General features: G+C 70.6%; 14 protein-coding genes. 8 read left to right on the top strand and 6 right to left on the bottom strand.

From position 1 onward, the window contains the following. Positions 1 to 45 precede the first annotated feature (45 nt). Positions 46 to 873 (top strand): hypothetical protein, encoded by an 828-nt coding sequence (locus tag AC5P1C_RS16455; protein ID WP_493866566.1) that lies wholly within the window; start codon positions 46 to 48, stop codon positions 871 to 873. 782 nt (positions 874 to 1,655) lie between these two features. On the opposite strand, the gene AC5P1C_RS16450 is transcribed toward AC5P1C_RS16455, so the two are convergent. After that, positions 1,656 to 1,949: a chorismate mutase gene (locus AC5P1C_RS16450; protein ID WP_493866565.1), complete on the bottom strand. Its 294-nt coding sequence runs from the start codon at positions 1,947 to 1,949 to the stop codon at positions 1,656 to 1,658. A gap of 557 nt (positions 1,950 to 2,506) precedes the next feature. Here AC5P1C_RS16450 and guaA point away from each other — a divergent pair. Next, positions 2,507 to 4,093 carry a glutamine-hydrolyzing GMP synthase gene (gene guaA, locus AC5P1C_RS16445; protein ID WP_493866564.1) on the top strand — a complete coding sequence of 529 codons (1,587 nt, stop codon included), beginning with the start codon at positions 2,507 to 2,509 and terminating at the stop codon, positions 4,091 to 4,093. Positions 4,094 to 4,188: 95 nt separating this feature from the next. On the opposite strand, the gene AC5P1C_RS16440 is transcribed toward guaA, so the two are convergent. Continuing rightward, a complete protein-coding gene (locus AC5P1C_RS16440; RefSeq protein ID WP_493866563.1) occupies positions 4,189 to 4,668 on the bottom strand; it encodes a pyridoxamine 5'-phosphate oxidase family protein in 480 nt (159 codons plus the stop codon). Between the two features lie 163 nt (positions 4,669 to 4,831). On the opposite strand from AC5P1C_RS16440, the gene AC5P1C_RS16435 reads away from it, so the two are divergent. The 3 genes from AC5P1C_RS16435 (at position 4,832) to AC5P1C_RS16425 (ending at position 7,706) form a co-directional block, all read left to right on the top strand. Further along, entirely contained in the window at positions 4,832 to 5,617 is a 786-nt protein-coding gene (locus AC5P1C_RS16435) for a class II aldolase/adducin family protein (RefSeq protein WP_493866562.1), read from the top strand. Between the two features lie 166 nt (positions 5,618 to 5,783). After that, the gene (locus AC5P1C_RS16430; protein WP_493866561.1) at positions 5,784 to 7,049 is read left to right on the top strand and encodes a hypothetical protein; all 1,266 of its coding nucleotides are present in this window, start codon (positions 5,784 to 5,786) and stop codon (positions 7,047 to 7,049) included. 132 nt (positions 7,050 to 7,181) lie between these two features. After that, entirely contained in the window at positions 7,182 to 7,706 is a 525-nt protein-coding gene (locus tag AC5P1C_RS16425) for a DoxX family protein (RefSeq protein ID WP_493866560.1), read from the top strand. 19 nt (positions 7,707 to 7,725) lie between these two features. On the opposite strand, the gene AC5P1C_RS16420 is transcribed toward AC5P1C_RS16425, so the two are convergent. Together AC5P1C_RS16420 and AC5P1C_RS16415 are read right to left on the bottom strand one after the other, a co-directional pair. Further along, a complete protein-coding gene (locus tag AC5P1C_RS16420; protein WP_493866559.1) occupies positions 7,726 to 8,037 on the bottom strand; it encodes a hypothetical protein in 312 nt (103 codons plus the stop codon). Continuing rightward, positions 8,024 to 9,361 carry a PspC domain-containing protein gene (locus tag AC5P1C_RS16415; protein ID WP_493866558.1) on the bottom strand — a complete coding sequence of 446 codons (1,338 nt, stop codon included), beginning with the start codon at positions 9,359 to 9,361 and terminating at the stop codon, positions 8,024 to 8,026. Before AC5P1C_RS16415 ends, AC5P1C_RS16420 begins: the two co-directional genes overlap by 14 nt. A gap of 183 nt (positions 9,362 to 9,544) precedes the next feature. On the opposite strand from AC5P1C_RS16415, the gene AC5P1C_RS16410 reads away from it, so the two are divergent. Together AC5P1C_RS16410 and AC5P1C_RS16405 are read left to right on the top strand one after the other, a co-directional pair. Then, positions 9,545 to 10,834: a PspC domain-containing protein gene (locus AC5P1C_RS16410; protein ID WP_493866557.1), complete on the top strand. Its 1,290-nt coding sequence runs from the start codon at positions 9,545 to 9,547 to the stop codon at positions 10,832 to 10,834. Then, positions 10,831 to 11,673 carry a LuxR C-terminal-related transcriptional regulator gene (locus tag AC5P1C_RS16405; protein WP_493866556.1) on the top strand — a complete coding sequence of 281 codons (843 nt, stop codon included), beginning with the start codon at positions 10,831 to 10,833 and terminating at the stop codon, positions 11,671 to 11,673. The genes AC5P1C_RS16410 and AC5P1C_RS16405 overlap by 4 nt, the downstream gene beginning before the upstream one ends. Positions 11,674 to 11,712: 39 nt before the next feature. Here AC5P1C_RS16405 and AC5P1C_RS16400 read toward each other — a convergent pair whose 3' ends face one another. After that, a complete protein-coding gene (locus tag AC5P1C_RS16400; protein WP_493866555.1) occupies positions 11,713 to 12,759 on the bottom strand; it encodes a C40 family peptidase in 1,047 nt (348 codons plus the stop codon). 320 nt (positions 12,760 to 13,079) lie between these two features. On the opposite strand from AC5P1C_RS16400, the gene AC5P1C_RS16395 reads away from it, so the two are divergent. Continuing rightward, positions 13,080 to 13,433, top strand: a complete 354-nt coding sequence (locus AC5P1C_RS16395; protein ID WP_190084477.1) for a hypothetical protein — start codon at positions 13,080 to 13,082, stop codon at positions 13,431 to 13,433. A gap of 106 nt (positions 13,434 to 13,539) precedes the next feature. On the opposite strand, the gene AC5P1C_RS16390 is transcribed toward AC5P1C_RS16395, so the two are convergent. Beyond that, positions 13,540 to 14,742, bottom strand: a complete 1,203-nt coding sequence (locus AC5P1C_RS16390) for a C40 family peptidase (protein ID WP_493866554.1) — start codon at positions 14,740 to 14,742, stop codon at positions 13,540 to 13,542. Positions 14,743 to 14,748: the final 6 nt, after the last annotated feature.

Raw genomic sequence — 14,748 nt, 5'->3', positions numbered from 1 at the left:
CGGGTGACTCCGCACGGCGTGAGACGAGAGTGGGGGAGCGGGAACGTGAAGTCAGCTGTGTCGCGTGGCGTGGTGGCTGTGTCGGCGGTGGCGGTGCTGGGGCTTACGGCGGCGTGCAGCGGAAGCGGCGGGAGCGGCGGCGGAAGCGGTGGCGGCGGCAAGGGCGAGAAGTCCACGGATGCCGGCACGTCCTCGGTGGCGGCGGAGCTGGAGAAGGCGGCTCTCGCCTCGGGTGACGTGAGGAAGTACAAGGTCGCGAAGGAGCCCGAGGGGTCCAAGGAGTCCGAGGGGCCTGCGGATTCCAGGGGGCCTGCGGATTCCGGGGGGCGCGTGAACCCGGCCGAGTGCCGTCCGCTGTCGGAGATGCTCACGGCCGCTGCCCCGCCGAAGTCGAAGGCCCACGTCAGTCGCACGCTGACCAGCACCGACGTCGCGGACACCACGACGACCGAGGTCGTCCTGTTCGCGTACGGCCAGGCCGACGCCGAGAACACCATGGACACGCTGCGCACGGCGACGAAGTCGAAGAAGTGCGCCACCTTCGGGGGCGGGAGTGGGGACGGTGGGGGCCGCCGCTACTTCGGCGTCAGGCCGCAGCCCGCGCCGGTCGGGGGCGACGAGGCCGTCTCGTACAAGCTCGCGAGCCGTGCCGGTGAGTTCCTCGACCGGGACCGCGTCACGGTCGTACGCAGCGGCTCGACGCTGATCGCTTTCCGCGCCTCGAACGTCTTCGACCCGGAGTCGGCCCAGGCCGACGAGGAGGACGGGGCCGGTGGGCTGCCGGAGAAGTTCCGTGACGGGGTGACGGCCGACCCGAAGGTGGCCGACGCGATCGTCGACGCACAGCTCGCGAAGGTGGCCGAGGCGAAGTAGGCGCTGCCCGTCGGAGCGCCGCTCTCGGGGTGGCGGCTCTGGGGGTGGCGCCTCAGGGGGCGGCGGCTCTGGAGTGGCGGCTCTTGGAGACACGGAAGACCGAAGGGCCCCGCGGGACGGATCCGCGGGGCCCTTGGCTGTCAGCACCGACGTCAGGGCAGCGTCGGTGCCGCGGAGCGGCGCCGGGGGGAGTGCGCCGCGGGTCTGGGGGCGCCGGTGGCCGACCCGGCGCACGAGGGGCGCACTAGTGGTCTCGACCAATGGCAATGGAGTTGTGCAGTGCCGGACGTGCGGCTGTCCTGCTAGGCATCGTGCTGGATGCGCCGTGACCCGCGCAACCGGTTCGACGTGATCCAGACGAACAGGGACAGTCGGGTCATTCCGTGGGGGGCGGTCGAGGGAGGCGACAGGGGGGGGACGGGAGAGGACGGGAGGGGGACGGGACGGAGGCCGGTCGGCTCCGGGCGTCCCCGAAGCCGACCGTTCCCTGGGTGACCGGGCTGCTGTCCCCTGCCGTCCGGTCACGTCTCTGGAGCGAGGTCCCACGGCGTACACGATGTGTGCGCCTCATCGCTCCAGCGGAGCCACGCGTGGTTTTCCGTGCCCGCCCCTGGCTGGCACGGACATCGGGACCAACGAAGCCGCTCCGGACCCGGTCACGCGCCGTACGGGTGAGACCGGATCCGAACTCAGGTCCGGTGGCACAAGGGCGCCATCGGCAGGGGCGCCGACGGGATCACAGAGGGGGCCGATGGAGGGCGAGGGGCGAGGGGCGAGGGGGGTCAGACCCGCCCCCTGCACAGCTCGAGGAGCGTCATCGCCAGCGAGGTACCGGGCTTGCCGAGCGCGTCCCTGTAGTGGGCGAGAACCTCCATCTCGCGCGAGAGATTGACGCGACGGCCGCCCGACCCGATCCGGGCCTCCTGGATGACGGCCGACACGGCCATCCGTTCCTGTACGAGGCCGATGATGCGGTCGTCGAGTGCGTCGATGCGGTCGCGCGCACCCTCGATCACATCGGCGGCCTCGGGGGTGCGGGCGCCTGTCTTGTCGGTCGTCGTGGTGGTGATGCTCATCTGGGGCTCCTCGTCGGATGTGGATCTCGGCGGATCTCGGTGGACCCGGTGGACCCGGTGGGTCCGGTGGGTCCGGTGGATCTGGTGGATCTGGTGGAGTGCCCCGGAGCGACAAGGCCCGGAAATGACAGAACGCCCCGGGCCTTGTCGGCCCGGGGCGCCTGGGAAGTCGCTTGTCAGTGGATCAAGCAGCTCGACCATGGCAGCCGGCGGGCCGGTTGCCATAGGTAAAGAGGAAGCTGAGGTGCTTGGTCACGGGGCCAGTATGCCCCCACGCGTGCGTGCCGGGTCAACACGGGTTCCGCCGTGGCCCGGATGCTGAGACGCCCCGCATCGCCACCTGCGCCGAAGACCGCCGCGGGTACGGCGCGAGGCCGGTGTGGGTACGGCGCGAGGTCGACGAGGGTACGGCGCGAGGCCGGTGCGGGGGCGGGCTCCGTCGGATGCGACGAAAGGGGTGTCCGCGGGCCCGTTAGAATCGACAAAACAGACCCCCTGCTCACGCACGAGCCCCAGCTCACGCTCAAGCTCACGCTCAACGCCGGAAGGCCGCCGCCGTGCCATCAGCGTCCCCCGCTGCCGCCGCCCCCGACACCGTTCTGGTCGTCGACTTCGGAGCGCAGTACGCCCAGCTCATCGCCCGACGCGTCCGCGAGGCCCGGGTCTACAGCGAGATCGTGCCGAGCACCATGCCGGTCTCCGAGATGCTCGCGAAGAACCCCGCCGCGATCATCCTCTCCGGCGGCCCCTCGTCGGTGTACGCGGACGAGGCCCCGCGCCTGGACCGCGCGATCTTCGAGGCCGGTGTCCCCGTCTTCGGCATGTGCTACGGCTTCCAGCTGATGGCGACCACCCTCGGCGGCACCGTCGACAACACGGGCGCGCGGGAGTACGGACGCACGCCCCTGCATGTCTCCAAGTCCGGCTCGACCCTCTTCGAGGGCACCCCGGCCGAGCAGCCCGTGTGGATGTCGCACGGCGACGCGTGCAGCGCGGCGCCCGAGGGCTTCACCGTCACCGCGTCCACGGACGTCGTGCCGGTCGCGGCCTTCGAGAACGACGAGAAGAAGCTGTACGGAGTGCAGTACCACCCCGAGGTCATGCACTCCACGCACGGCCAGCAGGTGCTCGAGCACTTCCTCTACCGGGGCGCGGGCCTGAAGCCCGACTGGACCACCGGCAACATCGTCGAGGAGCAGCTCACCGCGATCCGTGAGCAGGTCGGCACCAAGCGCGCGATCTGCGGTCTCTCCGGCGGCGTCGACTCCGCCGTGGCCGCAGCCCTCGTGCAGAAGGCCATCGGCTCGCAGCTGACCTGCGTGTACGTCGACCACGGCCTGATGCGCAAGGGCGAGACCGAGCAGGTCGAGAAGGACTTCGTCGCGGCCACGGGCGTGCAGCTCAAGGTCGTCGACGCGCAGGAGCGCTTCCTGACCGCCCTTGCCGGGGTCTCCGACCCCGAGCAGAAGCGGAAGATCATCGGCCGCGAGTTCATCCGCGTCTTCGAGCAGGCCCAGGCGGAGATCGTCGCCGAGGCGCCCGGTGACCAGCCTGTCGAGTTCCTCGTCCAGGGCACGCTCTACCCCGACGTCGTCGAGTCCGGCGGCGGCTCCGGCACCGCCAACATCAAGTCCCACCACAACGTGGGCGGCCTCCCCGAGGACCTCGAGTTCCAGCTGATCGAGCCGCTGCGCCAGCTCTTCAAGGACGAGGTGCGGATGGTCGGGCAGGAGCTCGGTCTGCCGGACGAGATCGTCCAGCGCCAGCCCTTCCCGGGCCCCGGCCTCGGCATCCGCATCGTCGGCGATGTCACCAAGGAGCGTCTGGACCTGCTCCGCGAGGCCGACGCGATCGCCCGCGAGGAGCTGACGGCTGCCGGTCTCGACCGTGAGATCTGGCAGTGTCCCGTCGTGCTGCTCGCCGACGTGCGCAGCGTGGGCGTGCAGGGCGACGGCCGGACGTACGGCCACCCGATCGTCCTGCGGCCCGTCTCGTCCGAGGACGCCATGACGGCCGACTGGTCGCGCCTTCCGTACGACGTCCTCGCGAAGATCTCCACGCGCATCACGAACGAGGTCGCCGACGTGAACCGCGTCGTCCTCGACGTGACGAGCAAGCCGCCGGGCACCATCGAGTGGGAGTAGTCCGCAGGGCCTGACCGACGCCTGCTCCAGGCTTGGCCGAGGTCCGAACGCCGGTGCCGTCGTCCCCCGCGAGGGGCGGCGGCACCGGCGTTTTCTCATGTCCGCCTGGTCGTCCGCGTCGGCGCGCCCGGCTGCCACAGCTGCACCGCCAGATACTTCTCGTCCTCGATGTACGTCCGGACCACCTCCGTCAGCTCCGTGCGGAAGAGGTGGAACGAGCCCGGGTCCGGTGGCTGCACCTCGCCCACGTACCGCGCGATGACCTCGGGGTCCTCGACCTCGATCGCCCGCCCGGAGATCCGGATGTCGCCGCCGGCCATCTCCGTGCCCGGCCCCGGGTTCGCCTGGACCGAGAAGCGCGGGTCGCGGCGCAGGTCGAGCGCCTTCATCGAGCCCGGCATCATACCGAGCCAGAACTCCCCGTGCAGGAAACGGACTTCGAGCCCGGTCGTGCGCGGAGATCCGTCCTTGCGGAGTGTGGCGAGGATGTGGTGAGTGAACAGGCCGAACCGCTCCTCGGCGGTCCGCGCGAAGGTGGGTTCTGCTGCGCTGAAGGCTGCCCAGTTCGTCGTCATACGGCGAGTGTCCCGCCGATACCCGACACCTGCTGTCCGGTTTGCTGCGCCGTTCTCTGTCAGGCCCCGCGCCCCGATTGCGCACTCTCTTCACAGGGGACCCCTGTCTTCCTGCGCTGACCGGCGGTAACTTCCGCTCCGTACAGCCAGGGATGGAGGACATATGCAGGCGCCCACACCGATACCCGTCGAGCGGTTGCAGTTCGCGATGCCACCGGTGCACGACTCGCCGGCGGACGAACGGCGATACCGCAAGGAACGGCTCGCCGGGGCCCTGCGGATCTTCGGGCGGCTCGGCTACGAGGACGGGGTGTCCGGGCACATCACGGCGCGCGACCCGGAGCACGAGGACTGTTTCTGGGTGAACCCCTTCGGGATGCCCTTCAAGCACGTCACCGTGGGCGACCTGGTCCTCGCCAACGCGGAGGGGCAGGTCGTCGAAGGCCGCCACCACGTCAATCAGGCCGCCTTCACCGTCCACGCGCAGGCGCACCTGGCGCGGCCCGACGTCGTCGCCGTCGCGCACTGCCACTCGCTGCACGGCCGCGCCTTGTCCACACTCGGTGAACTCCTGGACCCGATCACCCAGGAGTCCTGCGCCTTCTACGAGAGCCACGCGCTGTACGACGGCTACACGGGCGTCGTCGTCGACTCGGACGAGGGCCGCCGGATCGCCACCGCGCTCGGCGACCACAAGGCCGTCATCCTGCGCAATCACGGGCTGCTCACCGTCGGCGACTCCGTCGACGCCGCCGCCTGGTGGTTCCTCACGATGGAGCGCTCCTGCCAGGTCCAGCTGAGCGCGCGGGCCGCCGGCCGACCGATCCTCATCGGCCACAAGCAGGCGGTGGCGACGCGCGAGCAACTCGGCAGCGATCTCGTCGCGTGGATCAACTACCAGTCCCTCTGGCAGGACATCAGCCGCAGCGAACCGGATCTGCTGGCCTGAACCGACCGCCCTCGCCACCCCCGCCGTCAACCGGCGCGCGGGGAATTCACCCTCGCTGACCTGACCCGAGGCAGCTGATCGTCTTCTAGTACGGCACAATCCCCTTTCATCGCAAGGAAGTTCACGTTTCGGTGCTCGAACGAGGGCGGGGAAGGCGGCGTACGCGGTGGCGGTGCAGGAGGCGCGGCAGGGCGCACACGGGGGCGGCTGCACATGCGGCGACTGCCCGCACGGTGCGCGCGAGGGGCATCGGCGTGCCGTGGCCGCGTTCCTCGCCAAGAGGGACGAGCTGGCGGCGGGGCAAGGGCTGCCCGCAGCGGTCGCCCACTCGGCGGGCGCTTCCCGGCAGTGGGTGTCGGACGAGCTCACCCAGTCCGCGCGTGCCGTCGCCGAACGCGGCCGTGCCGAGGGCGAGGCCTGGCTGGGCCTGCTGTGGCGGCGCACGGTCGGCGTCGTCTGGGTGGCCGTGGGCGTCCTGCTCCTGGTCCAGGCGCTCACCGCGATCGGCACCGGCTGGACCCTCGCCCGCACCGGCGGGCTGCTCGCGGCCGTCGTCGTCGGCGGCCTGCTGACCGGCGCCGGATACGCGCACCGGGCCCGCGGCGGCATCCTCGCGCCGCTGATCGGCGAGGACAACCGCCTCTCCACCTCCCGCGCGGTGGCCGCCTGTTGGGTGCTCCTCGTCGTCTTCGCCGTGCTCGTCCTCGTGGGCGAGCTCGCCGGGGCGTCGGGGCACCGCGAGCGGGACGAGCTGATCGCAGGGCTCGACCTCGCACGTGCCGCCGGTGCCGTGACCGTCCTCGCCGTCGCCTGCGGGGTCGCCGTGCTCGTACGCCGCGTGGTGGGCCTGCGCGTCCTCGGCCAGCGGCTGCAGAAGGTGCCCGCCGACCGCCCTCGGGCCGCCGACCTGCTCACCGACGACGCGGGCCGCGGCAGCTTCGCGGACGCGCAGTACGTCCTGGTCAGCGCCGCCGCCATGGTCTTCGCCGCCGTACGCCTCGCGCGCCGCCCCGAGCAGCTGCCCGACCTGCCGTGGGGTCTCGCCCTCCTCGTCCTGGTGTCTGCGGCGACGTACCTCGCGGGCAAGTACGCCGAAGGTGGCCGGCCCATGATCCTCTCCGTGGTGCGCGCCCGCGAGGCGGGAGACCTCGACGCCCCCATCCGCACGGGCGACGACATCGAGATCCGCGGCGCCGGATTCGTGCCCCCCGGAGCGCAGACCGCCGATCGCCTCGCCCGTATGGTCGTTCGCATCGGAACCGTGCACGTCCATGTACCGCTCGTCCCCGTGCCGGGCGGTTTCACCAACCCGACGGATGCGGCCCTGACCGTGCCCGTTCCGGTCGACGTCGAGCCGGGGCGCGTCGACGTCCAGGTGATCACCGCCGCGGGCTTCGAGACGAACCGCTGCACGATCGACGTCACGGACTGAACCCCCTGGCCAGGCAACGGGCCGATCCTCGCGAATTCGGTGCAAGCCACTGAGCAGGCCCCCCTGTTCGTACGTATCGTCAGATGACGGGTCCACGGGTGAAGCGGGTCAACGGGAGAGGCGGCGAGAGCGATGGCTCACGGCATGCGCACCGACAGCCACACCAGCTACGTCAGAAGCGGCGGCTGGCGGGAGAGCGCTTCCCGATATGCCCTGCTCCCGCTCCGGGTCTTCCTCGGCGTCACCTTCATCTACGCGGGCCTGGACAAGCTCACCGACAGCGCCTTCATGTCGGCCACCGGCGCGGGGTCCATCGGCGAGATGATGGAAGGCGTCCGTGACCTTTCCGCCATCCCGGCCCTCGTCGACCTCTCGCTCAAGAGCCCCGTCGGCTTCGGCTACGCCATCGCCCTGGGCGAACTGGCCGTCGGCATCGGCACCCTCGTCGGCCTGTTCGCCCGGATCGCGGCGCTCGGCGGGGCGCTGATCTCGCTCAGCCTCTGGCTCACCGTGAGCTGGTCCACCGAGCCGTACTACTACGGCAACGACCTGGCCTACCTGATGGCCTGGCTCCCGATGATCCTCGCGGGGGCACCCATCTTCTCGGCCGACGCGATGATCGGAAGCCGTCGCAAGTACGGTTCGGGGCTCGGCTGAGCCGCTGGACCAGCCGACGCTAGGCGTCCCTGGAGCCGTCGACCGGGTGGTCGGGTATCCGGTCCGCCGTGCTGTCGGGGGTGCTGTCCGATGTGCGGCTCGAGGTGCGGTCCGAGACGCGGTTCGCCGTGCGGGCTGTGGGCCTGCCGCGTATGCCGTAGGACACGGCGGCCGCCGCGCCGCCGAGCAACAGGCCCGCCAGCATGAGGGGGAACGCCACGAACCACGGTGTGTCCCAGAGGCCGCCCGCGTCGCCCGCGTAGGCAAGTGCCGTCAGCAGCAGGAACAGGCCAAGGACCAGCTTGCCGGGATGGAACTCATGACGTAGCACGGGTCACCTCCACCTGTCCGATTCCTACTTCGACGCGCAGCTCGAGCGTGCCGCCGTCCTTGTTGCCCTCCGGTGGGTTCAGCGTCACCGTCTTCTCCTTGCCCGGAGCGATGTCCACGTCTCCCTTTCGGTCGTCCGGCAACTGGATGTCACCCACGCCCACTTCCACGTCCAGCTTCACCGTGCTGTCCTTCGGCAGGATCACCTTCATCTGTCCCGCCCCCACTTCGGCGCTGGTGCTCAGCGTCCGGTCCTTGCCGGGGCCGGCGCGGGTCAGGTCGAGTGTGCCGAGGCCCGTCCCCAGCTCGTACTGGGGCCTGACCTGGTCCGCCGCGGTCGGCCTCCACTCCGTCTCCGCCCAGGTGGTGCTGATGTCCTTGGGCAGTGCGGCCGAGCCGGCGAGCAGCCCGGCCGTGAGCACCGCGAGCACGATCGAGCCGACACCGGTGCGCCCGAGGAAGGCACTGAGAGCGATGCCGATCCCGAACACGGCGAGCGCGAGGGCGAGGCCGGTCTGCAGGCTGGTGCTGAGCGACTGCTCCTCCCACGTGAGGCCCGTGCCCAGGCCACCCGCCAGCAGCGCTCCCAGGAAGACGGAGCCGCCGATCCAGCGCGGACCCCGCTGCTCGGGCCGCGGGGGCGCTGCGGGCTCCCGCGGCCGTATCCGCCCGTGCGGGGGGTCGGGCCGATACTCGACGGCCACGCCCTCAGGCCCCCAGAAATACCCCGAGATCCCGTCATGCGTGCCGTCCTTGACGATCGGGTCCCGCCACCACGAAGGGGCACCGGCCACCGGCGGCGCCTTCGCCTCGGGCGGGGCGTCCGCCACGGCCTGGGCCGCCACCGGGTCGGGAGCGGTCGTGCCGCGCTGCTGCGACCAGTACCCCGCGCCCGCGAGGAGCAGGGCGAGGACGGCCGCGAAAGTGAGCGCCCCGCCGTTGTTCAGCAAAGAGAGGAAGACGCCGCAGCCGACGAGCGCGAAGAGCACGGCCGTCAGGGCCTGGCCGTCCACACGGCCGGAGAGGAGCCTGCGCGCCTCGTTCTCCTCCTCGTCCTCGAAGGGGACGAACAGCCACGCGAAGCCGTAAAAGACAAGGCCCAGTCCGCTGGTGAGGGAGAGGATCGCGAGCCCGATCCGGAAGATCACCGGGTCCATGTCGCAGTGCTGACCGAGCCCCGCGCACACGCCGCCCAGCTTTTTGTGCCGCCGGTCGCGGCGGAAGGCCCGCACGACCGTCGGCCCGCCCGGCTCCTGCGCCGTGGCGGAAAAGGGATCGCGCGGCGCGGCCTGCGGGCCCGTCCCGGCGGGCTGCTCGTCTGTCATGTGTCCATGGTGACGGGCCGGAGGCCGCCGCGGCAGTCGGGACAACCCTGGCCGAACCCTGAGATCGGCCCTGACACGTCCCTGCCCCGACGTCCACGCCCCGTCGTCCGGGTCGGAGATCAGGGACGTCTCGGGGGTCGACCCTGATGCCCGCGCCCGCGTACGCGTGTGAATATCGGAGACATGCCGGAAGCCGCAGCAGTATCCATCGAAGACGAGCGGCCGCTGCGAAAGCTCTATCGCAGCGGTGACGGCCGTTGGCTCGGCGGTGTCGCGCGCGGCCTCGCCGGTCATCTCGGGCTGCCCGTCATCTGGGTGCGGCTGATCTTCGTCGGCCTGTTCACGGCGGACGGACTCGGCGCGTTGCTGTACGCGGCGTTCTGGTTCTTCGTGCCCCTCGGCGTAGGCGGGGTCGACGCCGAGCGCCCGCCCTCCGCCGTCACGAGCGAGACGGCGCCCGACGGACGCCGCAGACTCGTGGCCCGCAAGCCGGACAAGGGCCAGCTCGTCGCGCTGATCGCGATGGTCGTCGTCGCCATGGTCTTCGTCGGCAACGTGGATCTGGGCAGCTCGACGAAGGCCTATCTCATCCCGACCCTGCTCGTCGCCGCCGGTGTCGCCCTGGTCTGGCGCCAGGCCGACAACGCCCGGCGGGCCCGCTGGATGGCCGTCGGCCGCCGCAGGCGCACCCTGACCATCGCCCGTGCGGGGGCCGGGGTGCTGCTCGTCGGCGCCGGTGTCTCCGGCATCTTCGTGCTGCAGGGCTCCACCTCGCACCTCAGCTCCGTGCTGCAGGCCGCGCTCGCGGTGCTCGTCGGCGTCGCTTTGCTCGCCGGCCCCTATCTCGTGCGCATGATGCAGGACCTCTCCGAGGAGCGGCTGATGCGTATCCGCGCCCAGGAGAGGGCCGAGGTCGCCGCCCATGTGCACGACTCGGTACTGCACACTCTGACGCTGATCCAGCGCAACGCCGAGAACGCCTCAGAGGTGCGCCGCCTGGCCCGCGCCCAGGAGCGTGACCTGCGCCAATGGCTCTACAAACCGGAGGGCACGGGCAAGGACGAGGCGGACGAGCCCGACACCCTCGCCGAAGCGGTCCGGCGCGACGCCGCGGAGGTGGAGGACAAGCACGGCGTCCCCATCGAGGTCGTCATAGTCGGCGACTGCCCGCTCGATGACCGGCTGACGGCGCAGACGCAGGCCGCGCGGGAAGCGATGGTGAACGCCGCCAAGTACGGTGGCGAGGGCGGTGCGGTGCAGGTCTTCGCCGAAGTCGAGGGGGAGACGGTGTTCGTGTCCGTCCGGGACCGTGGCCCCGGCTTCGATCTGGATTCCGTGCCGGACGACCGCATGGGCGTACGAGAATCGATCATCGGCCGTATGCAGCGCAACGGCGGCACGGCGCGGCTGCGCGCGGTGCCGGGGGGCGGCACGGAAGTCGAGCTGGAGATGGAGAGGACGGCGACGACATGAGCGACGCGAGTGAGCCCGTGGGGCCCAGGGGTGGACCGGACGACGATGCGGCTGAGCCGTCCGCGGCCGAAGCGACCACGCCGGCCGGTGCGACCGAATCGGCTCAGCCCGCCGACGCGGCGGATGCGGCTGACGCACCCGAAGCGGCCGGTGCTGCCGTCGGAGGTGACCAGGAGGGTCGCCGTGCGCGCGTCGTCCTCGTCGACGACCACCGGATGTTCCGCACGGGCGTCCAGGCGGAGATCGGCAGGACCGCGATCACCGGCGTCGAGGTCGTCGGTGAGGCCGCGGACGTCGACCAGGCGGTCACGGTCATCACGGCGACGCGCCCCGAGGTCGTGCTCCTCGACGTGCATCTCCCAGGCGGCGGCGGGGTCGAAGTGCTGCGCCGCTGCGCGCCGTTGATGTCCGATGCCGAGCGCCCCGTGCGGTTCCTCGCACTGTCCGTCTCGGACGCCGCCGAGGACGTCATCGGAGTCATCCGTGGTGGCGCCCGCGGCTATGTCACCAAGACGATCACCGGCACCGATCTGGTGGACTCCATCTTCCGTGTGCAGGACGGCGACGCGGTGTTCTCGCCGCGCCTGGCCGGGTTCGTCCTCGACGCCTTCGCGTCGACCGACGCGCCCCCGGTCGACGAGGACCTGGACCGCCTCACGCAGCGCGAGCGCGAGGTGCTGCGGCTCATCGCGCGGGGGTACGCGTACAAGGAGATCGCCAAGCAGCTCTTCATCTCGGTGAAGACGGTCGAGTCGCATGTGTCGGCAGTGCTGAGGAAGCTCCAGCTGTCCAACCGGCACGAGCTGACACGGTGGGCGACGGCACGGCGGCTCGTCTGACGCCGTGCCGTCGCCCACCGTGGCGGCCCCCGATGGCCTTCACGCCACCCGCGTCGCCCCCGCGAACGGCATCTGGCTGATCGGCGCGAGGCGTACCGGTGCGCTCGGGTTCGGGGCGTGGATCATCTGGCCGTTGCCCACGTAGAGGCCGACGTGGCTGATGCCCTGGTAGAAGAAGACCAGGTCGCCGGGCTGGAGTTGGGAGCGCGGGACCCGTTCGCCCGCGGCGATCTGGGCGTACGTCGTGCGCGGCAGGTCGACCCCAGCCGACCGGTAGGCGGCCTGGGTGAGCCCGGAGCAGTCGTAGGAGTCCGGGCCGGTGGCGCCCCATACGTAGGGGCTGCCGAGCGCCTTGTAGGCGTACGAGACGGCCGCTGAGGCACGGGAGTTGGCGGCCGGTGTGTCCGGCGAGCCATCGCGGGCCGCGTCGCGGGACGCCCTCTCCTGTGTGCCGTCGCCCGAGAGGTCCGTGCGCTGGTCGTCGGTCAGCTGAGACAGGAGCCGCTTGGCCGCGTCCAGCTTTCCGTTGACGGTCTTCTTGTGCTTCTTCAGCTCCGCCTGGCGGGACTTGAGGTGCGCGAGGGTGTCGTCGGCCTCGGTGCGCAGCTGGTCGATCTCCTGGAGCTGCTTCTGTACGGCGCTGACCGTCGCGGCCTGGCGGCTGTCGGCCCGGTCGGCGAGCGCGGCGCGCTCGAGATACTGGTCGGGGTCGGAGGAGAGCGCGAGCTGGACGGACGGGTCGATGCCGCCGCTGCGGTACTGCGCGGCGGCGATCGAACCGAGGCCCTCGCGCGCCGAGTTGAGCTTCTCCGTCTTGCGGGCCGCCTCGTCACGCAGTTCACCGAGGGACTTCTCGGCGCTGTCGGCCTTCTCCTTGGCGCCGTTGTACTTCTCGGTGGCGATCTCAGCCTCGCGGTAGAGCGCGTCGACCTTGGACTTCACCTCGGCCGGGCCGAGTCGCGGATCGGCATGTCCTGTGCCGTCCAGGGCGGTTGCCGTGGCGGCCCCGGCGAAGGCGATGGTGGCGGCGGTACGGGCCGTATGGCCGCTGAGCGAGCGCTGCTTGGGCTTGCGGTGCGCTGCCACGAAGGGAGCTCCTTAAGGTTCCGGCGGCGGCCCGCACAGGGGGAGCGGACCGCCACCGGATTCTCGGCGGTGGTGTCCGACTGCCGCCCCTGGTCCGAGCGGCGGTGGGGAGCCGGTCACCTGACGAAGGACGCTAAACCTGGCCGTCACGGCTTGGTGACGGATTGTGCGCAACTGGCGGAAGTGTTCCGGACGGCAGCTGTATGTGACTGGGCGATCCGCCGGACCGTGCGCCCTTCGCGTACGCGCGTGACCGATGCGGCGCTTGTGGCCCACCTGGCCACGGAGCGGTGATAAGGCCCCGGCTAGGCTCCGGAACCATGGACGTTCTCACCCACCTCTTCGTCGGCCTGCACATCATCGGCATCGCCTCGCTCCTGGGCGGCTTCCTCACCCAGATGAAGCAGATGGGCCAGGGCACGGCCCGCTTCAACCCCGCGATGCTGCACGGCGCGCTGACGATGCTCGTCACCGGTGTGATCCTGGTGGGTCTCAACCAGGCGGACGACAACCCGGTCAACAACCTCAAGATCGGCATCAAGATGGCGGTGCTGATCGTGATCCTCGCCCTGGTCTACGTGAAACGGGACGAGGAGAAGGTGGACAAAGGGATGTTCGGCGCCGTCGGGCTGCTGACCGTCGTGAACATCTTCATCGCGGTGCTCTGGACCTGATCCCGCCTGCCCGCAGAAGACGCTGTAGAAGACTTGCCCGCAGAAAACGGCCCTCCACGCGCACGTGGAGGGCCGTTTTCTCGTAGGGCGCTTACGGGTGAGGTGGTTACGCGGGCCGCACGACGCTGTGGATCGGCATGTAGTAGATCGATTCGACGCGGACGTTCGTGCCCGGCTTCGGGGCGTGGATCATCTTGCCGTCGCCGATGTAGATCCCTACGTGGCTGATGTCGTCGTAGAAGAAGACCAGGTCACCTGGCTTGGCATCGGCGGTCTTCACGGTCGTGCCGACCTTCACCTGGTCCCACGTCGTACGCGGCAGGGAGATCCCCGCGGCCTTCCACGCGTCCTGGGTGAGCCCGGAGCAGTCGTAGGAGTCCGGGCCGGTGGCGCCCCATACGTACGGCTTGCCGATCTGTGCCTCGGCGAAGTCGATGACCTTCGCTGCCTTCGTCGCGTACCCGCTGTCCGTGTCACCGGAGCCGGAGCCCGAACCAGTGCCGGAGCCGGTGTCAGAACCGGAGCCGGAGTCCGGGGTCTCCTTGTTCTTCTCACGCTCCTTCGCCGCGGCCTCTTCCGCCGCCTTGCGCTTGGCCTCCGCCTCGGCCTCCTGCTTGCGGGCCAGCTCGGCGGCCTTGCGCTTGGCCTCTTCTTCCTTCTTCTTCTCGATCGCCGCGAGCCGCGCCTTCTCCTCGGCCGTGAGCTCCGAGAGCATCGTGCGCGCCTGGCCCAGCTTCTTCTGGACGGTCTGCTTGCTCGTCCTGAGCTCGTCCCGCGAGTCGCTCAGCGTCTCCAGGCTCTTGGCGGCCTTCGTGCGCTGCTTCGTCGCCGATGCCTGCTGCGTCTGGTACTCGTCGACCGCCTTCTTCTGGCGCGCGGTCAGCCGGTCCGACAGGTGGTTCTGGTCGAAGTACCCCTGCGGGTCGTCGGCGAGCATCATCGTGGCGGTCTCGGAGACTCCGCCGGTGCGGTACTGGGCCGCGGCGAACGTGCCCAGCTCCTGGCGGGCCTCGTTCAGCTTGTCGGTGCGCTTGGCCACGTCGTCGAGGAGGGTGTCGACCTTCTTGCGCTGCTTGTCGGTGCGCTCCTTGGCCGAGTTGTACTTCTGTGTGGCCACGCCCGCCTGGTGGTAGAGGTCGTCGACCTTCTTCTGCACCTCTTCGAGGCTGGGCTTCTGCGGCGCGGAGGGTGCGGCCTGCGCGCTCTGTGACAGCAGGGCCACGGAGGTGAGGGCCGCCGTCGTGATGCCGAGGGCGGGGGCGGTGCGTAGGCCGGCAATGCGGGTCCGCGGCTTGCGGTGCGACGCCAAGGGAGG

It is taken from the genome of Streptomyces sp. A18 (assembly GCF_059026065.1).
This window is presented reverse-complemented; position numbering and strand designations above follow the sequence as displayed.